Genomic DNA, 23362 nt, shown 5'->3' on the forward strand with positions numbered 1-23362 from the left:
TCTTTCCTGCTCTTCAAGGACGCACGATGACGTCTCGGTCGAAAATGGCGGTGGCCTGTGGGGCCCTGGCGCTGCTGGTGCTCGGCGGCGCAGCGGCCTTCTACTCCGTGCGGGGCGTGGCCGGCAATTCCACTTGCAGCGCCGCCTCGGCGAAGGCTGAAACGCTGCGCCCCCTTGCCAAAGGCGATGTCGCGGGCGTCGAGGTCGCCAAGCAGCCGGCGCTCCTGCCCGATCTTGCGTTCAACGGCCCCGACGGCAAGCCGACGACGCTCTCGGCCTTCCGGGGCAAGACCGTCCTGGTCAACCTCTGGGCGACCTGGTGCCTGCCCTGCCTGACCGAGATGCCGGCGCTAGATGCGCTGCAGGGCGCGCTCGGCAGCTCGGATTTCGAGGTCTTGGCGATCAACATCGACACGCGCCACCCCGACAAGCCGAAGAAGTGGCTCGCCGACAAGGCCATCACCCGCCTCGGCTATTATGCCGACCCGCAGGCCAAGGTGTTCCAGGACATCCGCGCCGTGAAGAAGGTCGAGGGCATGCCGATCAGCCTGCTGATCGACCCGGCCGGCTGCGAGCTCGCTCTACTGCAAGGGCCGGCCGAATGGGCCGGCGCCGACGCCAAGGCCTTGATCGGAGCAGCGCTCGGCCGCTGACGCCTCAGTACGCCACGACTGTCCAGGTGATCGCGCCTTTCTTGAAGTATCCACCGACGTCGTAGGTGAGGGTTCCCGTCCCCTCACCCGCGCCTGCCTTGCTGGGTGCGCCGCCGAACTTGCCCTCGGAATTGCGCGTCACCTTGGTCAGCGTGATCAGCACCTGAAAATACTCCTCCTCGCCGGCCTTGTGCGAGGCGCGCGCCATTTTCGAGCCGATCAGCATGGTCGCCGGAGCCTCCGACGTCCACTCCCAGTACAGATGTTCCTTGGCATCGCTGGTGAACTTGATCCTGCCCTCGTCGGTGCTGTCCTCGAAATGGACCCAGCGGCCTGATGCCGACTTGCCGGAGACCTCGTTCTTGTCGGTCAGCCTAAGGATTGCGTAGACGGATTTCTCTCCGCTGCCCTGTTCGATCATGATCTTATGTGTCCGCAGCATCGCATGTTCTCCGGTGAGAAGGGGAAGGCGACGACCTAGGCAGAGCGTGACGCCGCTAAGGGTGCGGATTGCAAGGCAGGGCACAGGCTTGCGGCATCCCGAGAGGATTGGACCGCTCTGATGCCGTTTCGCGGCGCGATGGGCCCCGCATTCGGCGGCCGGCAGGACGCGCCGCTACGATTGCGCCGCAAACTTGCGCAAGGGAACGACGACCGCCCTGCGCGGTTCGTCCGGGCACGGCATCACGGCAATCTGCCTCCCGACAGCGAATGGAGCGACAATCATGCGTTTTTCCGGACTTTCCCGCGCGGGCACGGCCCGGACCCTTCTCCGGCTGGCGGCGGGCGCCCTTCTGCTCGCCGGGTTGGCCGGGCACGCACGGGCCCAGGATAGGAACGCGATCTCGGGTACGACGGTCTCGCTGGCGCCTCTGAAGGGCTTCGCGCCCTCGACCAAATTTGCCGGCCTGGAGAACGCCGAGGCGAAAGCCTCCGTGCTCGTCGTCGAGATGCCGCCCGAGGCGCATGCACAACTGTCGGCGCTGTTCAACAATATCGAGACCGCGAAGACCAACTTCGCCAAGCAGAACATCGTGATCGACGAGGCCGAGGACATCGATACGGCCGGCGGCAAGGGCCGCATCCTGACCGGCCACCAGAATGTCGCCGGTACGACCTTCGACAAATGGGTCGTGCTGCTCAAGGGCGCCAAGACCGTGATGATCACCGTGCAGGCGCCGGAAGATTCCGATCTCGATGGCGACGACGTGGTCACCATGCTGAAGAGCGTCTCGCTCGGCGCCGAGCCGACGCTCGACCAGAAGCTTGCGGCCCTGCCCTTCCGTGTTCGCGCCACCGAGCCTTTCCGCGTCGTCGACACCTTCGGCGGCCTTGGCGTGCTGATGACCTCAGGCCCGCTGAACGTCGACCCCAAGGGCAGCCAGCCCATGCTGATCGTCAGCTATCAGACCGGCGGTCAGGTCGCGGCCGGCCAACTCGCCGCCGTCGCCGAGAAGCTGCTGCAGACGACGCGCGGCTTCGAGAAGGCCGAGATCGCCAAGCGTGAGACCGTCGCCTTCGCCGGCAGCAAGGATGGCGTGCTGCTTTCGGGCAGGACCGCTGAGGGTGCCACCGGCAAGCGCTTTGCCCAGTATATCGGCCTCGGCCCGGATGGCCGCTTCGTGCGCCTGATCGTCAGCGCCGATGAGGCGACCTATCCCTCACTGGAGTCGGCGATCAAGGCGATCGCCGACAGCATCGCCTTCGCCCAGTGATCGACTGATGCCACTGCCCGGCGTCATCGATCTGCAACATTTGCCATGGCCGGCCGGCTGCTCCATACGCTGCCGGCCATGAGCTACACCATCGGCCTCGCCACCACCTTCCACGACCCGGCTATCGCCATCATCGATCCCGGCGGCGAGGTCCTCTTCGCCGAGGCCACCGAGCGCTATCTGCAATACAAGCGCGCCCCGAACTGCGAGCCGGACACGGCTGCACGGATGGAAAGCCTGCTCAAGCGCTACATCCCGAAGGGTGCGCAGATCAGGTTCGCGACCAGCTGGGGCGAGGAGTTCACCGGCTTCCTCGATCAGATGAGCCGCGCCGGCTCCTTCAGCCTCGACTCGCTGCTGAAGCTCTCCCCCGCCTTCAATCGTTCGCTCGTGCCCGAGCGCAGCGAACGCGCCCTGATCGCCAACCTGCACCACCAGCAGCAGCGCGCCGGCCTCGGCACCCTGCTCGGCCTCGACCGCGCCTTCGGCGAGGCGAAGGTCAGCGGGATCAAGCGCTACGGCCACCATCTCAGCCATGCGGCTTACGCCTGTTGGTCGTCGCCCTTCCGCGATGCCGCCTGCCTCGTCGTCGACGGCATGGGCGAGACGGGCGCCTCCGCGATCTTCGCGCTCAGGGATGGCCGCCTCACCGAGCTGAAGCGCCATCGCGGTCGCGAATCGATCGGCTTCTATTTCGGCTTCGTCACCGATCTCGCCGGCTTCGACCAAGCCAAGGGCGAGGAATGGAAGATCATGGGCCTGGCGCCCTATGGCAAAAGCGATCCTGAGCTGCTCGCGCTGCTGCGCAAGCTCTATCGCGTCGACGGCACCAAGCTCAGCTTCGCCGACGCCGCGACGGTCCAGAACGTCGCCGACGAAATCCTGGCTCGCCGCCCGGCCGATGCGCTCGACAAGGGCTGGGCCGATCTCTCGCGCTGCGGCCAGGACGTCTTCGCCGAGATGATGGAGGCGCTGCTCGCCGAGACGGCGGCGCTCTGCCCGTCCGAGAATCTCGTGCTCGCCGGGGGCTGCGCGCTCAACTCCTCCTTCAACGGCAAGATCGTCGGCCGCCACGGCTTCAAGCAGGTTCATGTCCCCTCCGCCCCCGCCGATGACGGCAACGCGATCGGCGCCGCCTGGCTCGCCCATGCCGAGGCCAATCCGGACTGGCAGGCGCCCAAAGGGCCGATGAGCCCCTATCTCGGCTCAAGCCTCTCGACCGAGCCGTTCGAACGCATGGCGGCCTGGGAGCCGCGCCTGAAGAAGCTCTCGCCCGACGAAATCATCACCGCGACGGCCAAGCTCCTGGCCGAAGGCAAGCTGATCGGCTGGGCGCAGGGACGGGCCGAGTTCGGGCCGCGCGCCCTCGGCAACCGCTCTATCCTGGCTGACCCCCGCCCTGCCGACGCCAAGGACATCCTCAACGCCAAGGTGAAGTATCGCGAGGCCTTCCGGCCCTTCGCGCCCTCGATCCTGGCCGAGCACGGCCCCGACTGGTTCGAGAACTACCAGGATGCGCCCTATATGGAGCGCACCCTGACCTGGAAGGAGGCGGTGCGTGACCGCGTCCCTGCGGTCGTCCACGAGGATGCGACCGGGCGCCTGCAGAGCGTCACGGCGCAGCGCAATCCGCGTTATCACGCACTGATTTCGGCCTTCCACGCGCTCACCGGCGTGCCGGTAATCTTGAACACCTCCTTCAACATCATGGGCAAGCCGATCCTGCATACGAGCGAGGACGCGATCCTGATGTTCTATACATCAGGGCTCGATGCGCTGGTGGTCGAGGACTGGCTGCTGGTGAAGTGAGCGCCCGCTTCGGCGGCAGACGTATCCGGACATGGAAAAGGCGGCGCTCGCGCGCCGCCTTTTGATTCCACGAAGGGGAAGAGGCTCAGCTCGCCTGCTTGACGGCGATGCCCTTCTCTTCGAGCAGCGCCTGCAACTCGCCGGCCTGGAACATCTCGCGGGTGATGTCGCAGCCGCCGACGAACTCGCCCTTGACGTAGAGCTGCGGGATCGTCGGCCAGTTCGAATAGGCCTTGATGCCCTCGCGGATCTCCTGATCCTCGAGCACGTTGACGCCCTTGAACGGCACGCCGACGTAAGAGAGGATCTGCACGACCTGGCCGGAGAAGCCGCACATCGGGAATTGCGGCGTGCCCTTCATGAAGAGCACCACGTCGCTGGACTTCACTTCGGCATCGATACGGGCGTTCACGTCGCTCATGGCCTTATCTCCAAATGCGGGTTCAAGGCCCGCCGGATGAACTCGTTCTAATCTTGGGGAACCGTCGTCGTCAGCGCAAGGGCATGCAGCACGCCGCCCATGTTTCCTTGCAGGGCGGCATAGACCATCTGGTGCTGCTGCACGCGCGATTTGCCCTTGAAGGCGGACGAAACCACTGTCGCGGCATAATGGTCGCCATCGCCGGCGAGATCCTTGATCTCGACGACGGCGTCGGGGAACGCCGCCTTGATCATGCGTTCGATCTCGCTCGCTTCCATCGCCATGACTGGTCTCCTCAGGCGGCCTTGCCGGCCATGTAGTCCGGCAGCCAGCTCTCATGGGTCTTGCTGAGGGCTGCGACCGAAACGGCAACCTCACCCGGCAGAACAAGCTCGCTGCCGCCGGTCTTGCCGACAATCTGAGCCGGCACGCCGGCGGCCTTGGCTTCGGCGACGACCGCCTCGGCAGCACCGGCCGGCAGCGACAACAGGTAGCGGCCCTGATCCTCGCCGAACAGCACCGCATGAGCCGGGCCGGCCGGCAGGGCCGCGATGGTGGCGCCGATGCCCTTCGCCATCGCCATCTCGGCGAGCGCGACGGCAAGGCCACCATCCGAGAGGTCGTGGCAAGCGCTGAGGCGTCCGGCAGTGATCAGCGAGCGCACGAACTCGCCATTGCGGCGCTCGACAGCTAGATCGACCGGCGGCGGCGCGCCCTCCTCACGACCACAGACCGTCGCGAGATAGGCGCTCTGGCCGAGCCAGCCCTTGGTTTCGCCGATCAGGACGATCGCCTCGCCCTCGGCCTTGAAACCGATGGTGGCATGCTTCGTCACATCGGCGAGCACGCCGACGCCGCCGATGGTTGGGGTCGGCAGGATCGAGACGCCGTTGGTCTCGTTGTAGAGCGAGACGTTGCCGGAGACGACGGGGAAGTCGAGCGCCCTGCAGGCCTCGCCGATGCCGCGGATGCAGCCGACGAGCTGGCCCATCACCTCGGGCCGTTCGGGATTGCCGAAATTGAGATTGTCGGTGATGGCGAGCGGCAGGGCCCCGACCGCGGTCAGGTTGCGCCAGGCCTCGGCCACCGCCTGCTTGCCGCCCTCGAACGGATCGGCCTCGCAATAGCGCGGCGTCACGTCGGCGGTCATGGCGAGGCCCTTCGGCCCGTCCTCGATCCGCACGATGCCGGCATCGCCCCCCGGCGTCACCGCCGAATTGCCGAGGATCAGCGTATCGTACTGCTCGTAGATCCAGCGCTTCGACGAGAGGTCGGGCGAGCCGACCAGCGCGAGCAGAGCTTCCGCGTTCGACATCGGCGGCGTCACGCTCGCCGCCGCGATCACCGGCCGCTTCGGCGTCTCGACCCAGGGCCGATCGTATTCGGGAGCCTCGTCGCCGAGCTCCTTGATCGGCAGGTCGGCCATGGTCTCGCCGTCATGCTTGACGACGAAGCGTAAGCTGTCTGTGGTCTTGCCGACGACGGCGAAGTCGAGGCCCCATTTGCGGAAGATCGCCTCGGCCGGCTCCTCATGGCCCGGCTTGATCACCATGAGCATGCGCTCCTGGCTTTCCGAGAGCATCATCTCATAGGCGCTCATGCCGTCCTCGCGGCAAGGCACCGCGTTGAGATCGAGCTCGACCCCGAGATCCCCCTTGGCGCCCATCTCGACTGCCGAGCAGGTCAGACCGGCCGCGCCCATGTCCTGGATCGCATCGACATGGCCGGCGGCCATGATCTCGAGGCAGGCTTCGAGCAGCAGCTTCTCGGCGAAGGGGTCGCCGACCTGCACGGTCGGGCGCTTCTCCTCGGCGCCCTCGCCGAAGGCAGCCGAGGCCATGGTCGCGCCATGGATGCCGTCGCGGCCGGTCTTCGAGCCGAGATAGACGATCGCCTTACCGACGCCCGAGGCCTTGGCGTAGAAGATCTCGTCGGAGCGCGCGAGGCCGACGGCCATAGCGTTGACGAGGTTGTTGCCGTCATAGCGCCGGTGGAAGCCGGTGGCGCCACCGACATTCGGCACGCCGAAGGAATTGCCGTAGCCGCCGATGCCGGCAACGACGCCGGAGACGAGGTGGCGGGTCTTCGGGTGGCTCGGATCGCCGAAGCGCAGCGCGTCGAGCACGGCGATCGGGCGCGCGCCCATGGTGAAGACGTCGCGCAGGATGCCGCCGACGCCGGTGGTCGCGCCCTGATAGGGCTCGATGAAGGAAGGGTGGTTGTGGCTCTCCATCTTGAAGACGATCGCGAGCCCGTCGCCGATATCGATCACGCCGGCATTCTCGCCCGGGCCCTGGATCACCCAGGGCGCCTTGGTCGGCAGCGTCTTCAGATGGATCTTCGACGACTTGTAGGAGCAGTGCTCGTTCCACATCGCCGAGACGATGCCGAGCTCGGTGATCGACGGCTCGCGCCCGATCAGATGCAGGAAGCGCTGGTACTCGTCCGGCTTGAGGCCATGTTCGGCGACCAGCTGCGGGGTGATCTTGATGTCGTTGGGAATCACGCGGCCTGTTCCTGACGGAGGGGGCGAGCCGAAGGCTCGATCTCAAGCGGGGGCAATAGCCTGAAAACGGCGGTGGAGACAATCGCTCGGAGCGCCTACCCTACCCCGATCTCCGCCATGGCCGCACGCAGCTTGGCCGGGATCGGCACCGGCGTCTGCGGACCGCGCTCGACATAGACATGGGTGAAGAGGCCTTGCGCCGCCGTGAGCTGCCCGCCCTGCCGGAAGATGCCGATGCGATAAGTCACCGAAGAGCGGCCGAGCTTCTCGACCGCGAGGGCGCCCTCGACCACCTCCGGAAAGGCGACGCTCTCGAAATAGTCGCAGCGCGTGCCGACCACGAGGCCGACGATCCTGCTATCCTTGACGTCGAGAAAGCCCTGCTCGATCAGCCAGGCGTTCACCACCGTGTCGAACCAGTTGTAATAGATCACGTTGTTGACGTGGCCGAAGACGTCGTTGTCGGCCCAGCGCGTCGGGATCGTGCGGAACAGGCGGAAATCGGCACGCCCGAGCCTGACCGGCTTTTCGCTCATGGCTTCTCGCCTCCCGCCTTGTCACCGGTGCCGATCTCCGGAACGCCGAGCGCATCCGCCAGCCGCGCCTTGGCCGAGCCGGGCCGAAGCGGCTTCTGCTGGCTCTCATGCGGCGCCCAGCCGGAGAGCCAGACGATCTCGAACGTCGCGCGCAGGCGCCCGTCCGGATCGGAAAAGCGCTCGGCATAGAGCTCGGCCGCCCGCAACAGCACGCTGCGCCGCAGTGGCTTGTGGCTACGCTCGGCGAGCGCATTGGCCCAGCCCATGGCGCGCAGATCGCGCAACAGGCCGAACATGTCGCCATAGCGGACGGTGACGCTCTCGCTGTCGATCACCGGGAGCGCGAAGCCGGCGCGCTGGAGCAGAGAGCCAAGATCGCGCAGATCGGCGAAAGGGGCGACGCGCGGGCTGGCACCACCAGTCAATTCGACCTCCGCCGCGAGCAGCGACTGGCGCAGTTCGGTCAAGGTCTGGCCGGCGAGCAGGCAGGCGATGAAGAGCCCGTCCGGCCTCAGCGCCCGTTTGATCTGAATGAGGGCACCCGGCAGGTCGTTGACCGCATGCAGCGCCAGCAGCGAGGCCGCGAGATCAAGCGATTCCGCGGCGAAGGGCAGTGCTTCGAGATCGCCCACGACAGTGGCGCCAGCTGCCGCGGCCTCTGTCATGCGCAGCAAGCCGCCAGCCCGCGCCTGCAGCGCCGGTCCTGCCAGCGGCAGCGGCGTGCCGAGATCGGCAGCCCGCTCGAAGCGTCGCAGCACGGCGGACAGCCGCTCGTCGAGATCGCCGACGCAGCGCGCCAGCAGGAAATCGGGATAGCCGGCGGCGAGCGCAGCCGACAGGCGGCGGCGATAGAGCGCGCGGTCGAAGACGACTGAGCTCACCGCGCGCCCCGCTTCACTCCATCCCCTCCAGCTCGATGATCAGCCCTTCGATCATCCTGAGCCCGATCTGCCAGAAAGCCGGATCACGCGCATCGAGGCCGAACGGCTTCAGCAGTTCGGAATGATGCTTGGTGCCGCCGGCCGAGAGCAGCGCGAAATAGCGTTCCTGAAAGCCAGAGGCCGAGTTCTGGTAGACGCCGTAGAGCGAGTTCACCAGGCAATCGCCGAAGGCATAGGCGTAGACGTAGAACGGCGAGTGGATGAAGTGCGGGATATAGGCCCAGAACGTCTCGTAGCCCGGCCCGAGCCGGATCGCCGGCCCGAGGCTCTCCGACTGCACGCTGAGCCAGAGATCGCAAAGATTCTCGGCCGTCAGCTCGCCCTGCCGGCGCGCCTCGTGAACCTTGCGCTCGAAAGAGTAGAACGCAATCTGGCGCACGACGGTGTTGATCATGTCTTCGACCTTGGCCGCCAGCATCGCCTTGCGCTGCTTCTGGTCGCGCGTCTCGTCGAGCAGCTTCCGGAAGGTCAGCATCTCCCCGAAGACGCTTGCCGTCTCGGCCAGCGTCAACGGCGTCGGTGCCATCAGTGCCCCGTTCGGCCCGGCCAGCACTTGGTGCACGCCATGACCGAGCTCGTGCGCCAGCGTCATCACGTCGCGCGGCTTGCCCTGGTAGTTGAGCAGCACATAGGGGTGCGCCGACGGGACGGTCGGATGCGCGAAGGCCCCCGGCGCCTTGCCCGGCCGCGCCGGTGCGTCGATCCAGCGCTCGTCGAAGAAGCGCTGTGCGATCCCCGCCATATCGGCTGAGAAATTGCCATAGGCCGAGAGCACCGTGTCGCGCGCTTCGGTCCACGGGATGGTTCGCTGCTCGACCTTGGGCAGCGGCGCGTTGCGGTCCCAATAGTCGAGCGTGTCCTGACCGAACCAGCGGGCCTTCAGCTTGTAGTAGCGGTGCGACAGGCGCGGATAGGCCTCGCGCACGGCGGCGACCAGCGCATCGACGACCTCGCGCTCGACGCGGTTGGCCAGATGGCGGGAATCGGCGACGTCCTCGAACTTGCGCCAGCGGTCGGAGATCTCCTTGTCCTTGGCGAGCGTGTTGGTGATCAGGCCGAAGGTCCGCAAATGCTGGCGGAAGACGGTGCCGAGCACCTCCGCGGCTTCCTTGCGCACGGAACCGTCGGCGTCCTGCAGCCGGTTCAGCGTCAGTTCGAGCGTGAGGTCGTCGCCGCCGACCTTGAAGCGCAGCGAGGCGATGGTCTCGTCGAAGAGCCGGTTCCAGGCGCCATGGCCGGTCACCGACTTCTCGTGGAAGAGTTCCTCGATCCGATCCTCGAGCTGGTGCGGCTTGTCCTTGGCGAGATCGTCGAGCCAGGGCTTCCAGTGGCTGAGCGGCGCCTGCGCCGCAGCCTTGGCCAGCAGTGCCTCGTCGATTCGGTTGAGCTCGAGCCCGAAGAACAGCAGCTCGGTCGAGATCGCGGTGACCTTGTCCTGCGTGTCGCCATAGAACTTGGCGCGCTGCGGGTCGGTGGTTTCGCCGGAATAGACCAGTCCGGCATAGGACATGATCTTGCCGACCAGATCCTCCAGACCCTCATAGGCCCTGACCGCCTCGGCCAGCGCGGCGCTGGCGTCCTCGCGGGCAGCGAGCGCCGCGAGCTTGCCGCGATAGAGCTCCGCGAAACGCCGCGCCTCGGCAGCCGCGCGCTCGACATCGGCCGCGAAGGCGGGCGAATCCATCGCCGGGTAAAGATGCGTCAGATCCCATTCCGGCAGGGCGCCGAGCGCCTCGGCCGCGCCTCCGGCATGAGCGGCGCGTGCGATCGCGGGACGGTCGAAGGAGCGGGTCATGAGCAATCTGCCTCGGCCTGTCGGAGAGGGTTTACGGCCCCCTCATATGCGCGGCCAGCGGCTCGCGATCAACGGTCGCGCTGTCACAGCAGCTCGATTTCCCGCTGGCGTCGCCGGCTTAAGCGGCGCTTAACCGTTCTCCCCGACAGTGACCCGAAACGGAACAGCCGCTTCCGGCTGATTGCCTGGCCTATCGAGGTTTCATGTCCGCAACCATCCTGGTCGTCGACGACGATCCCGTCCAGCGCCGGCTCCTCGACGCGATGCTGAAGCGCTTCGGTTACGAGGTCGCACTGGCGGAGGGCGGCGAGCAGGCTCTGGCGGTTCTCGTCGACGAATCGCGCCGTATCGACTGCCTGATCCTCGATCTCGTCATGCCCGGCCTCGATGGCATGGGCGTGCTCGCGGCGCTGCGCGAGCGCGGCAGCGAGGTTCCGGTGATCGTGCAGACCGCCAACGGCTCGATCGAGACCGTCGTCTCGGCGATGCGCGCCGGCGCCGTCGATTTCGTGGTCAAGCCGGCCGGCGCCGAGCGCCTGCAGGTCTCGCTCAAGAACGCGCTGAAGCTCGGCGCTCTCGAGCACGAAATCCGCTACATGAAGCGGCGAGCCTCCGGCCAGCTCGGCTTTCGCGATCTCGCCAGCAAGAGCCAGGACATGGGCCGCGTCGTCCAGCTCGCCGAACGCGCCGCCCGCTCCAACATCCCGATCCTGATCGAGGGCGAGTCCGGCGTCGGCAAGGAGGTGCTGGCCCGCGCCATCCAGGGCTCCAGCGACCGCCGCGGCAAGCCCTTCGTCACCGTCAATTGCGGCGCGATCCCGCACAATCTCGTCGAATCCATCCTGTTCGGCCATGAGAAGGGCGCCTTCACCGGCGCGACCGAGCGTCATATCGGCAAGTTCGTCGAGGCCAATGGCGGCACGCTTTTCCTTGACGAGGTCGGCGAACTGCCGCTCGATGCGCAGGTCAAGCTGCTGCGCGCCATCCAGGAGAGCGAGGTCGATCCGGTTGGCGGCAAGAAGTCGGTGCGCGTCGACATCCGCGTCATCTCGGCGACCAACAAGAGCCTGCTCGAGCAGGTCAAGCGCGGCGAGTTCCGCGAGGACCTGTATTACCGCCTCAATGTCTTCCCGATCACCTTGCCCCCCTTACGTCGGCGCCGGGAGGACGTCGCCGACCTCGCTCGCGGCTTCCTCGCCCGCTTCGCCGCCGAAGAGGGCCGTAAGCTGCGGGGTATCAGCGCCGAGGCGCTCTCGCTGCTCGCCGACTATGACTGGCCCGGCAACGTCCGCCAGCTCGAGAACGCGATGTTCCGCGCCGTCGTGCTCTCCGATGGCGACGAGCTGACCATCGCCGAGTTCCCGCAGATCGCCGCGCAGATGGATGGCTTCGACGTGCGCATTCCGCCGGCGCCGGCCTCCATTGCCAGCGAGCCGCGTGGCGAGGCGCCGCCGCGCGTCATTCAGGTGCCGGTCCGCGATCCCAACGCGCTCGACCTCGTCGCCGGCTCAGACATGCGCACGCTCGACGAGCTGGAGCGCGAGATCATCAAGTTCGCGCTCGCCCATTATCGCGGGCACATGTCCGAGGTCTCGCGCAAGCTCGGTATCGGCCGCTCGACGCTTTACCGCAAGCTCAAGGACTATGGGCTGATCGAAGGCGAGGACGCCGCCGACGGCGCCGACGCCGCCTGATCCGCGCGAATCGAAACGCGTTCTGCAGCCCACAGGGGACGGGTTGCAGAGGGCGAATATCGGCCGCTGTTGCAGGGCGGCATCTTGTCGAAACAGGCCGAGTCACGCAGTTATCGGCGTGGATCGGCCAGGGACCGGGGAAGTTTATCGATGCGCCTTCGCCGCCTGGCGGAAACCGTCTCAGCCGCCGCTCTCGGCCTTTCGTTCGCGCTCGCTGCCGCAACAGCGCAGGAGGCAAGCGGGATCGGTCAGCCACTGCCTGAACAGCCCGCTCTGGTCATTCTCAGGACCGACGCCGAGCCGCGACAGCTCGACATCCCCACCCCGGCGGAGGTGACGCTCGACCTGCGCCCGTCCGCCGGCCTGCAGTCGGCCGAAGCGGCAGAGACCAGGGAGATCGTCACCGGCGCGCTCTCGACCAGGCCCGACCACAGCCCGGCCGAGCTTGAGCTCGATCTGCCCGAGCCGGAGATGCCGCCGGTCGATCCGGCTCTGGTGAAGCCGGCTGAACCCGCGCCGCAGCCGCAACTGGCAAAGCCCGCACAGATCGACCTGCCGCCTCTTCCCGACGTCGCGGTCACGATGCCGCCCGGGCTCGAACTCTCCGGCCGGATCGCGGCCCAAGTCGAGATCGCAGCCGCCCTGCCCCGCCTGTCCGCTCGCGAGCGGGCCGACATCGTCGCCGCTTATACCGCCAACGAGAACCGCCCGTTCTGGATCGACGGCAAGGATTTCGGTGCCTCCGGCAAGCAGATCGTCGCGCAGCTCGGCCGCGCCGGCGATGACGGCCTGCGCGCCGGCGACTATCTGCTGCCGGTCTTCGAGGGCAGCGACAAGGACAGCCTCGCCGCGGCCGATATCCGGCTCTCGGCGCTCGCCGTGCTCTATGCCCGTGACGCCCGCGGCGGCCGTCTCGACCCGCGCCGTCTATCGAAGCTGATCACGCCGAAGCTCGAATTGCCGTCAGCGACCGAGGTCCTGTCCGAGCTCGCCGGTGCGGCCGATGCCGGCGCGGTTCTCGCCGCCTATAATCCCCAGCATGCCGGCTATCAGCACCTGAAGGCCAAGCTCGCCGAGCTGCGCGCTCACAAGCCCGAGACGCCGGTCGCCCGCATCCCGGCCGGCCCTGCGCTCAGGGTCGGCATGCGTGACGAGCGCGTTCCGCTGGTCCGCGCCCGGCTCGGCCTCGGCAGCAGCGAGGAGCCGGTCTACGACCGCTCGACCGCGCTGGCTCTGGCCGACTTCCAGAAGCAGGCGGGGCTGCGCGCCGACGGCGTGCTCAGCGACCAGACCGTCGCCGCCCTCGCCATGCCGCGCTCGACCCGGCTGGAGAACGACATCATCGCCCAGATGGAGCGGTGGCGCTGGCTGCCGAGCGATGTCGGCGAGAACCGCATCGTCGTGAACATCCCCGAATACCGGATGCGCGTGATGCACGGCGACAAGCTCGCCTATGAGTCGCGCGTGATCGTCGGCAAGCCGGAATCGGCGACGCCGGTGTTCTCGCACCGGATGGAGCACGTCGTCGTCAACCCGTCTTGGTACGTGCCGCCCTCGATCCTGAAGAAGGAGTTCCTGCCCGGGCTCGCCAACGATCCGAACTATGCCGCCAGGCGCGGCTATGTCGTGACGCGGGGCAAGAACGGCAGCATCTCGGTGCGCCAGCCACCGGGCGAGCGCAACGCGCTCGGCTGGATCAAGTTCATGTTCCCGAACGACCATGCAGTCTACCTGCACGACACGCCCAATCGCGGCCTGTTCAGCGCCGGCAAGCGCGCCTTCAGCCATGGCTGCGTGCGCGTCGAGAACCCGTTCGCCCTCGCCGACCAGGTGCTCGGGCCGGAATGGACGAGCGAGCGGCTGAAGCGGCTGATTGGCTCGGGCGAGCGCACCATCAAGCTGCCGCAGCCCCTACAGATTCATCTCGTCTATGAGACGATCGTCGTCGACGCAGCCGGTGCCATCACCACCTTCGACGATATCTACGGCTTCCACAGGCTGGTCAGGAACGCCCTCGAGCAACGTTCCTGACGGTTCCGGCCTGGAAAAAGTCCCATTCGGCACGGTTTCGCCATGATCTGCCGGTAGCGAGCAATCTTGCTTGCCGGATTCCGGCGGGGAGTTGTCTCGCCGGTAACCTCCCGTTAAGCCTTCTCGGCAACTGTTCCTTCACGTTTATCGCTCCGGTTCGCCGGGTGCTTCGAGACGGGTCTGGCAGAGTGAGCAGGTCGAAAGCCGAGATCGCAGCACGGCTGCCGCAGTTTTTGCGGTTAAGCGCCCGCGCCGGCTTTCTGCTCGCTACGAGCGCAAGCTTCCTGGTGCTTGGCGTGCGCGGCACGCAGAACGCCGTCGCCAACGGCGACACCCGCACGATCACGATCAAGCACATGCACACCAAGGAGGAGACGACCGTCACCTTCAAGCGTGACGGCCGCTACGACTCAGCGGGGTTGGAGAAGCTCAACTGGGCGCTGCGCGACTGGCGCATCGACGAGCCGATCCGCATGGACCCGCGCCTGTTCGACATCGCCTGGGAGGTCCATCGCAAGGTCGGCTCCGACCAGCCCTTCCACGTCGTCTCCGCCTATCGCTCACCCGGCACCAACTCGATGCTGCGCCGGCGCTCGCGCGGCGTCGCCAAGCACAGCCAGCATATGCTCGGCAAGGCGATGGACTTCTACCTGCCCGACACCCCGACAGCCCGCATGCGCGAGGTCGCGATGCGGATGCAGCGCGGCGGCGTCGGCTTCTATCCCGGCGCGCACACCCCTTTCGTCCATCTCGACGCCGGCTCGGTCCGCTCCTGGCCGCGCATGACCCGCGACCAGCTCGTACGCCTCTTCCCCGATGAACAGACCGTGCATCTGCCTGCCGACGGCAAGCCGCTCGCGGGCTACGAGGTCGCTAAAGCTGCGATCCTCTCCAGCGGCGGCTCGGTGATGGGCTATGGCGCCGGGGACTACGACGAGGGCGCGATCATGGCGTCCGGCGGCGGCGGCAAGAGCTTCTGGGCGGCGCTGTTCGGCGGCGACGACGAGGAGGCCGACGCCCGCCCGACCCGTGGCCGTACGGCCGCAGCCCGTCGCGCGCCGACGCCGCAGCCGACCGTCATGGCTTATGCCGGCGACAGCAACAGCGGCGATGGCGGCCGCTTCGCCGTGTTCAATGCGCAGCCGGCCCAGCCCGAGCCGAGCGGCCGTTCCGTGCTGCGCGAGCGGTCGAATCGCGCAACGACCACCACCGCGCCGCCGCCGGAGGAGACGCAGGTCGCCGCCCTGGCTCCTGCCCAGGTTGCGCCGCCCGAGCCGTCGAAGCCGAGCCCGATCGCGACCGCACTTCCTGTGGCGCGCCCGAGTGGCCTGACGCCGCCCGTGCCGAATCCACCGGCCGGCTCGCCGCAGCTCGCCGCCCTGGCGGCGGAGGCCACGGCCCTGCCGCTGCCCGCTTCCGAGCAGAAGCTCATCCTCGCCTCGCTGCCGCCGCGTAGGCCGACCGACCTGCCCGGCCCGTCGCTGGAGACTATCCTGACCGGCAAGGCCGTCTCGGCCCCGCTGCCGCCGTCGCGCCCGGTCGCGCTGGCAAGCCTGTCGACCGAGGGGCTGCGTCTGAGCGACGACGCCGAGGACACCGTTTCCGCCATTCCCGCCGGCGCCAAGCTGGTCCCGATCAATCATCCGATGCCGCCGATCCGGCCGCGCCCGCCCGGCGCCGCGCCGGAGCAGGCCAGCACGACGCAGGTCGCTGCGCGGCCGCGCAGCACTCCGATCGCTGCGGAATACAACGCCGACCGGGCCGGCCTCGACTCGCTCTTCGCCGCCGTCTCGGCGCCGGAGGCACCTCCGGCACGGCGCGCCACCGTCGCGACCGCCAAGGCGAAGGCTGGCTCGGAGGCTCAGGCCAAGGGCTGGGTCGCCGGCGCGAGCCCCGCCGCCTCGCTCGGCTTCTCGGCCGCCGAGCCCAGCGATGTCGGCACCAGCGGCTTCAGCGGGCCGGCGGTCAAGGCGCTGCCGACGACCTTCGTCCAGAACTGAGCGAGTCCCCAGACTATTCCTTGTCGATAGGCCAGGCCTTGAACACCGGAAGCGCCTCGCAGGCCGCTGCCTGGCGCGCCAGCGCCGGCCAGCGCTTTTCTTCGACGAATTCCGGGATAACGAAACGGCAGAACCCCCAGGCGATCGCGGCAGCGATGTCGCCCGGCCGCAGCTCAGGGCCGGCGCCGATCTCGCCACGCTCCGCCGCCTGGTCGAGCAGGTCGAGCGCGGTGTGGAGCTGCGCCAGGATGCGCTCCTGCCAGTTGTCGTAGCGCTTCTCCTCCGGCCGCTTGCGCTCGTATTCGACCGAGACCGCCTTGTCCGCCGCGACGATGCCGATGCCGGTCAGGCTCAGGTCCCTGACCCGCACAGCCTTGTCCGTCGGCCGTAGGGAACGGCCAGCGACGTCCTCGAAATGCTGGATGATCAGCAGGGATTCGCTGAGCACCGTGCCGTCATCGGCGACCAGGCTTGGCGCCTTGATCAGCGGGTTGATCTTGCGGAACTCCGGCATGTGCCGGAACACCGAGACCGAGCGATGCTCGAATTCGAGGCCGAGCAAGGTCCCGGTGATGGCGGCGCGCCGCACATAGGGGCTATCGAGCATTCCAACCAGCAGCATCGCGATCTCCCGTTGTCGTGGTCGGAACACTGGCCGCTTGCGCACGCCTTGCCACGCGAATTCGGGTGAAGCGCAACTTCACGCCATTTGATGCTCGTCGGCGGGATAGTCCTCGGGCGCCAGCTCGCCGGCCGCGATCTTCGCCTGAACGGCCGCCTGGCAGGGATCCCAGGCCGGCGTGTTGCCGAAGCGCTCGAGCATCAGATCGATCAGCACCCGCACCTTGCCGGGCACGTAAGGCCCCGGCGGACGCACGACATGCAGTGCGCTCTCCCGCATCGGATAGCGCCAGAGGATGTGCTCGACGGTCCCGGCGCGAATCGCATCGCTGACGATGAAGGTCGGCAACACGACGATGCCGAGCCCCGCCTCGGCCCAGCGCAGCAGCGTATCGCCATTGTCCGAGCGCAACCGCCCGGATGGGCGCACGGAAACCCAGCGCCGGCCCATGCGGAAGCCCCAGTCGACCCCGCTGTTGCCCGAATAGACCAGGCATTCGTGCCGGGCGAGGTCGAGCGGCGTCTCCGGCCGGCCGTAGTGGGCGAAATAGTCCGGGCTGCCCAGCACCGCCGCCTTCACCGGTGCGATGCGCCGCGCCACCAGGCTGGAATCCTTGAGTGAGCCGATCCGGATCGCGGCATCGAAGCGCTCGCCGATCAGATCGACCTGGCGATCGCTGGCTTCGACATCGAGTTCCAGCCGGGGGTGGCGCTCCGCGAGCTCCGCCAGCACCGGCGCCAGATGGCGATAGCCGAAGGAGAGCGGCATCGACAGCCTCAGGCGTCCGGCGACACCCTCGGATTGCTGCGCCATCGCCTCGCGCGCCTCGGCGAGCTCCGACAGGATGCGCTCGCCGCGCGCCTTGAACTCCAGTCCCGCCTCGGTGGCGGCGACGCCGCGGGTCGTGCGGCTGAGCAACCGCGTGCCGAGATCGGCCTCGAGGCGGGCGATGCGGCGGCTGACGATCGATTTCGCCAGGCCGAGGCTATGCGCGGCTCGGCCGAAGCCGCCGGCGTCGACTACGGCGACGAAGCTCCTGATATCGTCGATCTCGGACATGACGCGTTCCTGACAGCGTTCCTGGATGAGCAACAGATTGGTGCCCAATATGGGCATTCTGGTGCGCCAGGTGAACCGCTACCTCTTCCTCATCAAATCCCGCTTTCGCAGGAAGGCCGCCTAGAGGCGCGCTCCGAGACAAACAGCCCCGTTTCATCGGCCTGCCAGCGTTACAGATGAGGAAGCCATGCTCGACAAGCTCAAGAAGCGCCGTACGCAATATGCCCTCGGCAAGAATCTGCCGATCTCCGAAACGCAGGTCGATGCCCTGATCCGGGAAGCGATCCGCCTCTCGCCCTCCAGCTTCAATTCGCAGAGCTCGCGCGCCGTCATCCTGTTCGGTCGGGAAAGCGACAAGTTCTGGAGCATCGCCAAGGAGGCGCTTCAGGCGATCGTGCCGGCTGCCGACTTCGCCGGGACAGCCAAGAAGCTCGAGGGCTTCGCCAGCGGCGCGGGTACCGTGCTGTTCTTCGAGGACCAGGAGCCGGTAAAGGCTCTCCAGGCCAATTTCCCGCTCTATGCGCACAATTTCCCGATCTGGTCGGAGCATTCGACCGGCATGGCGCAGCTGGCGGTGTGGACTGCACTTGCCGATGCCGGCATCGGCGCGAGCCTCCAGCACTATCATCCGCTGGTCGATGCCGAGGTCGCCAAGACCTGGAACATTCCTGCGTCCTGGAAGCTCACCGCGCAGATGCCGTTCGGCTCCAACGAGGCGCCCTTTGGCGAGAAGACCTTCATCGACGACGAGGTCCGGTTCCGCACCCATCGTTGATCGGGGGCAGCTCGGGCTGATTGCCTGAAGCAACACCTCGAAGAATAAAGCGCCGCCCGGGGAGCATCCTCCGGGCGGCGTTTTTGTGCGACGCACACCGAATCCGGTCCAAATAGGGCTGCTTCGCCTGGGATGAGGTCCCCGGCGCTGGTCACGAGCCCGCCGCCCCGCCGGCTCGATCTGTCCGGCGCGCGCCTCAGCGCTTGCAAAGACGCCGCTCCTGTCGGATGCCATAGAGAAATGTCTGCAGGTTTCGCAGTGGCTCGCCAGGCTGAACGGCCGGGCTCACAGCAGGAGGGGGAGCGTAGTGAAGATCGGTTCGCCTAAGGAACTCTTCGCGGGTGAGGCGCGCGTCGCCATGACGCCCGACAGCGCGCAGCAACTGCAGAAGCTTGGCTACGACTGCCTCATCGAGACCGGAGCGGGTCTCGCCGCCGGCTTCACCGATGACGCCTACCGGGCCGCCGGTGTGACGGTGGTCGAGAGCGCCGCGGCGCTCTGGGACGAGGCCGACATCATCGCCAAGGTGCGCCCGCCCGAGACCGCGGAAGCCGAGCGGCTCAAGGCCGGCAAGACGCTGATCTCGTTCTTCTATCCGGCGCAGAACAAGGAGCTGCTGGAGTTCTGCAAGGGCAAGGACGCCAACGTCATCGCCATGGACATGGTACCGCGCATCTCGCGCGCCCAGAAGATGGACGCGCTCTCGTCCATGGCCAACATCGCCGGCTATCGCGCCGTGATCGAGGCCGGCAACAATTTCGGCCGCTTCTTCACCGGCCAGATCACGGCCGCCGGCAAGGTGCCGCCGGCCAAGGTGCTGGTGGTCGGTGCGGGCGTTGCGGGTCTTGCCGCCATCGGCACCGCGACCTCCCTCGGCGCCATCACCTATGCCTTCGACGTCCGCCCGGAAGTCGCCGAGCAGATCGAATCGATGGGCGCTGAGTTCGTCTATCTCGACTTCAAGGGGCAGCAGCAGGACGGCGCCGCGACCGGCGGCTATGCCGCGCCCTCCAGCCCCGAGTTCAGGGAGGCCCAGCTCAAGAAGTTCCGCGAGCTCGCTCCCCAGATCGACATCGTCATCACCACGGCGCTGATCCCCGGCCGCGATGCGCCGGTGCTATGGACCGCCGACATGGTCGAGGCGATGAAGCCCGGCTCGGTCATCGTCGATCTCGCCGCCGAGCGTGGCGGCAATTGCGAACTGACCAAGCCGGACGAGAAGATCGTCACGCCGAACGGCGTCACGATCGTCGGCTACACCGACTTCCCGAGCCGGATGGCGGCGCAGTCCTCTACGCTCTACGCCACGAACATCCGCCACATGATGACGGACCTGACGCCGGCCAAGGACGGCAAGCCCGTCCACAACATGGAGGACGACGTCATCCGCGGCGCGACGGTGACCTTCGAAGGCACCATCACCTTCCCGCCGCCGCCGCCCAAGGTCGCCGCGATCGCGGCCCAGAAGCCTAAGGAGAAGGCCAAGGAGCTGACCCCGGAGGAGAAGCGGGCCAAGGAAGCCGCCGCCTTCAAGGCGCAGACCCAGTCGCAGCTGATGCTGCTCGGCGTCGGCACCGTGCTGATGCTGATCGTCGGCGCCTATGCGCCGGTGAGCTTCATGAGCCATTTCATCGTCTTCGCCCTCGCCTGCTTCGTCGGCTTCCAGGTGATCTGGAACGTGTCGCATTCGCTGCACACGCCGCTGATGGCCGTCACCAACGCGATCTCCGGCATCATCGTGCTCGGTGCCTTGCTGCAGATCGGCTCGTCCAGCTGGCTCGTCACCTTCCTGGCGATGATCTCGGTGCTGATCGCCTCCATCAACATCGTCGGCGGCTTCCTGGTCACGCGCCGGATGCTCGCCATGTTCCAGAAGTCCTGAGGGGGCCGCAGTGAGCATCGGTATCGTTTCTGCGGCCTACATCTCCGCCGCCATCCTGTTCATCCTCTCCCTCGGCGGCCTCTCGAACCAGGAAAGCGCCAAGCGCGCGGTCTGGTACGGCATCGTCGGCATGGCGCTCGCCGTCATCGCCACGGTCTTCGGGCCGGGCAGCGGCAAGCTCTGGCTCGTCATCGTCATGTTCGCCATCGCGGCCGCCATCGGCTGGCAGGTGGCGATGAAGGTGCAGATGACGGAAATGCCGCAACTGGTCGCGGCTCTGCACTCCTTCGTCGGCCTGGCCGCCGTCCTCATCGGCTTCAACGCCCATATCGAGCTCGCCTCGGTGATGAAGCTCGATGCGGTGGCCCGCGAGGCGCTGACCGGCTTTGCCGGCGTGCTGGCGCACAAGACCGGGGTCGAGATCTCGATCCTGAAGGTCGAGGTCTTCCTCGGCGTCTTCATCGGCGCGGTCACCTTCACCGGCTCGATCATCGCCTTCGGCAAGCTCGCCGGAAAGGTCGACGGCAAGGCCAAGAAGCTGCCCGGTGGCCATATGCTCAACGCCGGCGCCGCTGCGCTCTCGCTGCTGCTGCTGATCCTCTACGTGCAGGGAGCCGGCTTCTGGGCCCTCTTCCTGATGACGCTCCTCGCCTTCTTCATCGGCTACCACCTGATCATGGGCATCGGCGGCGCCGACATGCCGGTCGTGGTCTCGATGCTGAACAGCTATTCCGGCTGGGCCGCGGCGGCGATCGGCTTCACGCTCGGCAACGACCTGCTGATCGTGGTCGGCGCGCTGGTGGGTTCGTCAGGCGCGATCCTCAGCTACATCATGTGCAAGGCGATGAACCGCTCCTTCATCTCGGTCATCCTCGGCGGCTTCGGCAACACCACCGGACCGGCGCAGGCGATCGAGGGCGAGCAGATCGCGATCGACGTCGACGGCGTCGCCACCGCGCTGAACGACGCCGACAGCGTCATCATCGTGCCGGGCTACGGCATGGCGGTGGCGCAGGCGCAGCAATCGGTGTCGGAACTGACCCGCAAGCTGCGCGCCGCCGGCAAGGAGGTGCGCTTCGCCATCCACCCGGTGGCCGGGCGTCTGCCGGGCCATATGAACGTACTGCTCGCCGAGGCGAAGGTGCCCTATGACATCGTCCTGGAGATGGACGAGATCAATGAGGACTTCCCGAACACGGACGTCGCGATCGTCATCGGCTCGAACGACATCGTCAATCCGGCGGCGCAGGAGGACCCGAACTCGCCGATCGCCGGCATGCCGGTGCTCGAGGTCTGGAAAGCGAAGCAGGTCTTCGTCTCCAAGCGCGGCCAGGGTACGGGCTATTCCGGCATCGAGAACCCGCTCTTCTACAAGGAGAACACGCGGATGTTCTACGGCGACGCCAAGAAGAGCCTCGACGAACTCCTGCCCAAGATCGCCTGATCGCACAGGCCGTTCGCCGAGCGGCAGACCCGGGAGCGCCCCGGCAGAAACAGAAAAGCCCGCCCGGCACGCCGGGCGGGCCTTCTTCTTGCGCGAAGGTGCCGTTCAGGCGGCCTTCGCCAGCTCCGGCGCCACGGTGAACGGCGCGGCCGTCTTGGCCTTGACCTCGTCGAGCGTGACGTCGGGCGCGAGCTCTATCAGGGTCAGCCCGCCACCCTTGGCCTTGTCGCAGGCCATGACACAAAGATCGGTGATGATCAGGTCGACCACGCCGGCGCCGGTCAGCGGCAGCGAGCAGCGCTCCAGCACCTTGGATTCGCCCGCCTTGTTGGCGTGATCCATCACCACGATGACCTTCTTGACGCCGGCGACGAGGTCCATCGCGCCGCCCATCCCCTTCACCATCTTGCCGGGAATGGTCCAGTTGGCGATGTCGCCATTGGCAGCCACTTCCATGGCGCCGAGGATGGTCAGGTCGATATGGCCGCCGCGGATCATCGCGAAGCTATCGGCCGAGGAGAAGAAGCTCGAGCTCGGCAGGATCGTGATCGTCTGCTTGCCGGCATTGATCAGGTCGGGATCAGCCTCGCCTTCATAGGGGAAGGGACCGATGCCGAGCAGGCCGTTCTCGGACTGGAGCGTGACGTCGACGCCGTCCGGAATGTAGTTCGCCACCAGCGTCGGGATGCCGATGCCGAGATTGACGTAGAAGCCGTCCTGCAGCTCCTTGGCGGCGCGGGCGGCCACCTGTTCACGGGTCCAGGCCATCAGGCGGTCTCCCTCTTGCGCTCGGTGAGCTTCTCGATCTTCTTCTCGTTGATCGTGCTCTTGATCAACCGGTCGACATAGATGCCGGGGGTATGGATCGCTTCCGGATCGAGCGAACCGACCGGCACGATCTCCTCGACCTCGGCGACAGTGACCTTGCCGGCAGTCGCCATGTTCGGGTTGAAGTTGCGCGCGGTGCGCCGGTAGACGAGGTTGCCGGCCGTGTCGGCCTTCCAGGCCTTGACGATGGCGAGATCGGCCCGCAGCCAGGTCTCGCGTACATAGAGCTGGCCCTCGAATTCCTCGACCGGCTTGCCCTCGGCGACGACCGTGCCGACGCCGGTACGGGTGTAGAAGGCCGGGATGCCAGCGCCGCCGGCGCGGATGCGTTCTGCCAGCGTGCCCTGCGGGTTGAGCTCCAGTTCGAGCTCGCCGGAGAGATATTGCTGCTCGAACAGCTTGTTCTCGCCGACATAGGACGCGATCATCTTCTTGATCTGCCGGGTCTGCAGCAGCATCCACAGGCCGAAGCCGTCGGCGCCGGCATTGTTCGAGATCACGGTGATGTTCTTCACGCCGGAATCGCGGATCTGCGGGATCAGGCTCTCCGGGTTGCCCGACAGGCCGAAGCCGCCGGACATGATCGTCATCCCGTCGAACAGCAGCCCGTCCAGGGCCGCCGCGGGGCTGTCATAGACCTTCTGCGTCATT

General features: G+C 67.1%; 20 protein-coding genes. 9 read left to right on the forward strand and 11 right to left on the reverse strand.

Annotated elements, in window-relative coordinates:
• The first annotated feature begins 26 nt into the window (after positions 1-26).
• Positions 27-653 (forward strand): thiol:disulfide interchange protein TlpA, encoded by a 627-nt coding sequence (tlpA, locus tag CXY91_RS22410; RefSeq protein WP_248307600.1) that lies wholly within the window; start codon positions 27-29, stop codon positions 651-653.
• 4 nt (positions 654-657) lie between these two features.
• On the opposite strand, the gene CXY91_RS22415 is transcribed toward tlpA, so the two are convergent.
• Complete coding sequence (locus CXY91_RS22415) at positions 658-1074, reverse strand: hypothetical protein (RefSeq protein WP_158673550.1); 417 nt, start codon at positions 1072-1074, stop codon at positions 658-660.
• A gap of 304 nt (positions 1075-1378) precedes the next feature.
• Between CXY91_RS22415 and CXY91_RS22420 the strand changes: the two genes are divergently transcribed.
• Complete coding sequence (locus tag CXY91_RS22420; RefSeq protein WP_100963501.1) at positions 1379-2368, forward strand: hypothetical protein; 990 nt, start codon at positions 1379-1381, stop codon at positions 2366-2368.
• 78 nt (positions 2369-2446) lie between these two features.
• A complete protein-coding gene (locus tag CXY91_RS22425; RefSeq protein ID WP_100963795.1) occupies positions 2447-4177 on the forward strand; it encodes a carbamoyltransferase family protein in 1731 nt (576 codons plus the stop codon).
• A gap of 85 nt (positions 4178-4262) precedes the next feature.
• On the opposite strand, the gene grxD is transcribed toward CXY91_RS22425, so the two are convergent.
• From grxD to CXY91_RS22455, 6 genes are all read right to left on the reverse strand, one after another.
• Positions 4263-4598: a Grx4 family monothiol glutaredoxin gene (gene grxD / locus CXY91_RS22430; RefSeq protein WP_091836387.1), complete on the reverse strand. Its 336-nt coding sequence runs from the start codon at positions 4596-4598 to the stop codon at positions 4263-4265.
• A 47-nt stretch (positions 4599-4645) separates the two neighbouring features.
• The gene (locus CXY91_RS22435) at positions 4646-4882 is read right to left on the reverse strand and encodes a BolA family protein (protein ID WP_091836391.1); all 237 of its coding nucleotides are present in this window, start codon (positions 4880-4882) and stop codon (positions 4646-4648) included.
• A gap of 11 nt (positions 4883-4893) precedes the next feature.
• Positions 4894-7104, reverse strand: coding sequence for a phosphoribosylformylglycinamidine synthase subunit PurL (purL, locus tag CXY91_RS22440; protein ID WP_100963503.1), 2211 nt, complete (start codon positions 7102-7104; stop codon positions 4894-4896).
• A gap of 95 nt (positions 7105-7199) precedes the next feature.
• Entirely contained in the window at positions 7200-7640 is a 441-nt protein-coding gene (locus CXY91_RS22445) for an acyl-CoA thioesterase (RefSeq protein ID WP_091836395.1), read from the reverse strand.
• Positions 7637-8521, reverse strand: coding sequence for a methyltransferase domain-containing protein (locus CXY91_RS22450; RefSeq protein WP_100963505.1), 885 nt, complete (start codon positions 8519-8521; stop codon positions 7637-7639). Before CXY91_RS22450 ends, CXY91_RS22445 begins: the two co-directional genes overlap by 4 nt.
• Positions 8522-8534: 13 nt before the next feature.
• Complete coding sequence (locus CXY91_RS22455) at positions 8535-10376, reverse strand: M3 family oligoendopeptidase (RefSeq protein WP_100963507.1); 1842 nt, start codon at positions 10374-10376, stop codon at positions 8535-8537.
• A gap of 203 nt (positions 10377-10579) precedes the next feature.
• Here CXY91_RS22455 and CXY91_RS22460 point away from each other — a divergent pair, with 203 nt between their 5' ends.
• From CXY91_RS22460 to CXY91_RS30350, 3 genes are all read left to right on the forward strand, one after another.
• Positions 10580-12070 carry a sigma-54-dependent transcriptional regulator gene (locus tag CXY91_RS22460; RefSeq protein WP_100963509.1) on the forward strand — a complete coding sequence of 497 codons (1491 nt, stop codon included), beginning with the start codon at positions 10580-10582 and terminating at the stop codon, positions 12068-12070.
• Positions 12071-12220: 150 nt separating this feature from the next.
• The gene (locus tag CXY91_RS22465; protein ID WP_100963511.1) at positions 12221-14101 is read left to right on the forward strand and encodes a L,D-transpeptidase family protein; all 1881 of its coding nucleotides are present in this window, start codon (positions 12221-12223) and stop codon (positions 14099-14101) included.
• A 188-nt stretch (positions 14102-14289) separates the two neighbouring features.
• Complete coding sequence (locus CXY91_RS30350) at positions 14290-16101, forward strand: peptidoglycan L,D-endopeptidase MepK (protein WP_248307601.1); 1812 nt, start codon at positions 14290-14292, stop codon at positions 16099-16101.
• A 13-nt stretch (positions 16102-16114) separates the two neighbouring features.
• Here the strand turns inward: CXY91_RS30350 and CXY91_RS22475 are convergent, their stop codons facing one another.
• Entirely contained in the window at positions 16115-16723 is a 609-nt protein-coding gene (locus CXY91_RS22475) for a glutathione S-transferase family protein (RefSeq protein WP_100963513.1), read from the reverse strand.
• Between the two features lie 78 nt (positions 16724-16801).
• Positions 16802-17782 (reverse strand): LysR family transcriptional regulator, encoded by a 981-nt coding sequence (locus CXY91_RS22480; protein WP_100963515.1) that lies wholly within the window; start codon positions 17780-17782, stop codon positions 16802-16804.
• Between the two features lie 187 nt (positions 17783-17969).
• Between CXY91_RS22480 and CXY91_RS22485 the strand changes: the two genes are divergently transcribed.
• The 3 genes from CXY91_RS22485 (at position 17970) to CXY91_RS22495 (ending at position 21883) form a co-directional block, all read left to right on the forward strand.
• Complete coding sequence (locus CXY91_RS22485) at positions 17970-18557, forward strand: nitroreductase family protein (RefSeq protein WP_100963517.1); 588 nt, start codon at positions 17970-17972, stop codon at positions 18555-18557.
• Positions 18558-18864: 307 nt separating this feature from the next.
• Complete coding sequence (locus tag CXY91_RS22490; protein WP_100963519.1) at positions 18865-20439, forward strand: Re/Si-specific NAD(P)(+) transhydrogenase subunit alpha; 1575 nt, start codon at positions 18865-18867, stop codon at positions 20437-20439.
• A 10-nt stretch (positions 20440-20449) separates the two neighbouring features.
• Positions 20450-21883 carry an NAD(P)(+) transhydrogenase (Re/Si-specific) subunit beta gene (locus CXY91_RS22495; RefSeq protein WP_091836415.1) on the forward strand — a complete coding sequence of 478 codons (1434 nt, stop codon included), beginning with the start codon at positions 20450-20452 and terminating at the stop codon, positions 21881-21883.
• A 105-nt stretch (positions 21884-21988) separates the two neighbouring features.
• On the opposite strand, the gene CXY91_RS22500 is transcribed toward CXY91_RS22495, so the two are convergent.
• Together CXY91_RS22500 and CXY91_RS22505 are read right to left on the reverse strand one after the other, a co-directional pair.
• The gene (locus CXY91_RS22500; protein WP_091836417.1) at positions 21989-22651 is read right to left on the reverse strand and encodes a 3-oxoacid CoA-transferase subunit B; all 663 of its coding nucleotides are present in this window, start codon (positions 22649-22651) and stop codon (positions 21989-21991) included.
• The gene (locus tag CXY91_RS22505; RefSeq protein WP_100963521.1) at positions 22651-23361 is read right to left on the reverse strand and encodes a CoA transferase subunit A; all 711 of its coding nucleotides are present in this window, start codon (positions 23359-23361) and stop codon (positions 22651-22653) included. The genes CXY91_RS22500 and CXY91_RS22505 overlap by 1 nt, the downstream gene beginning before the upstream one ends.
• Position 23362: the final 1 nt, after the last annotated feature.

The sequence above is a fragment of the Allobosea sp. FBZP-16 genome (assembly GCF_002831785.1).
Classification (GTDB): Bacteria; Pseudomonadota; Alphaproteobacteria; order Rhizobiales; family Beijerinckiaceae; genus Allobosea; species Allobosea lupini.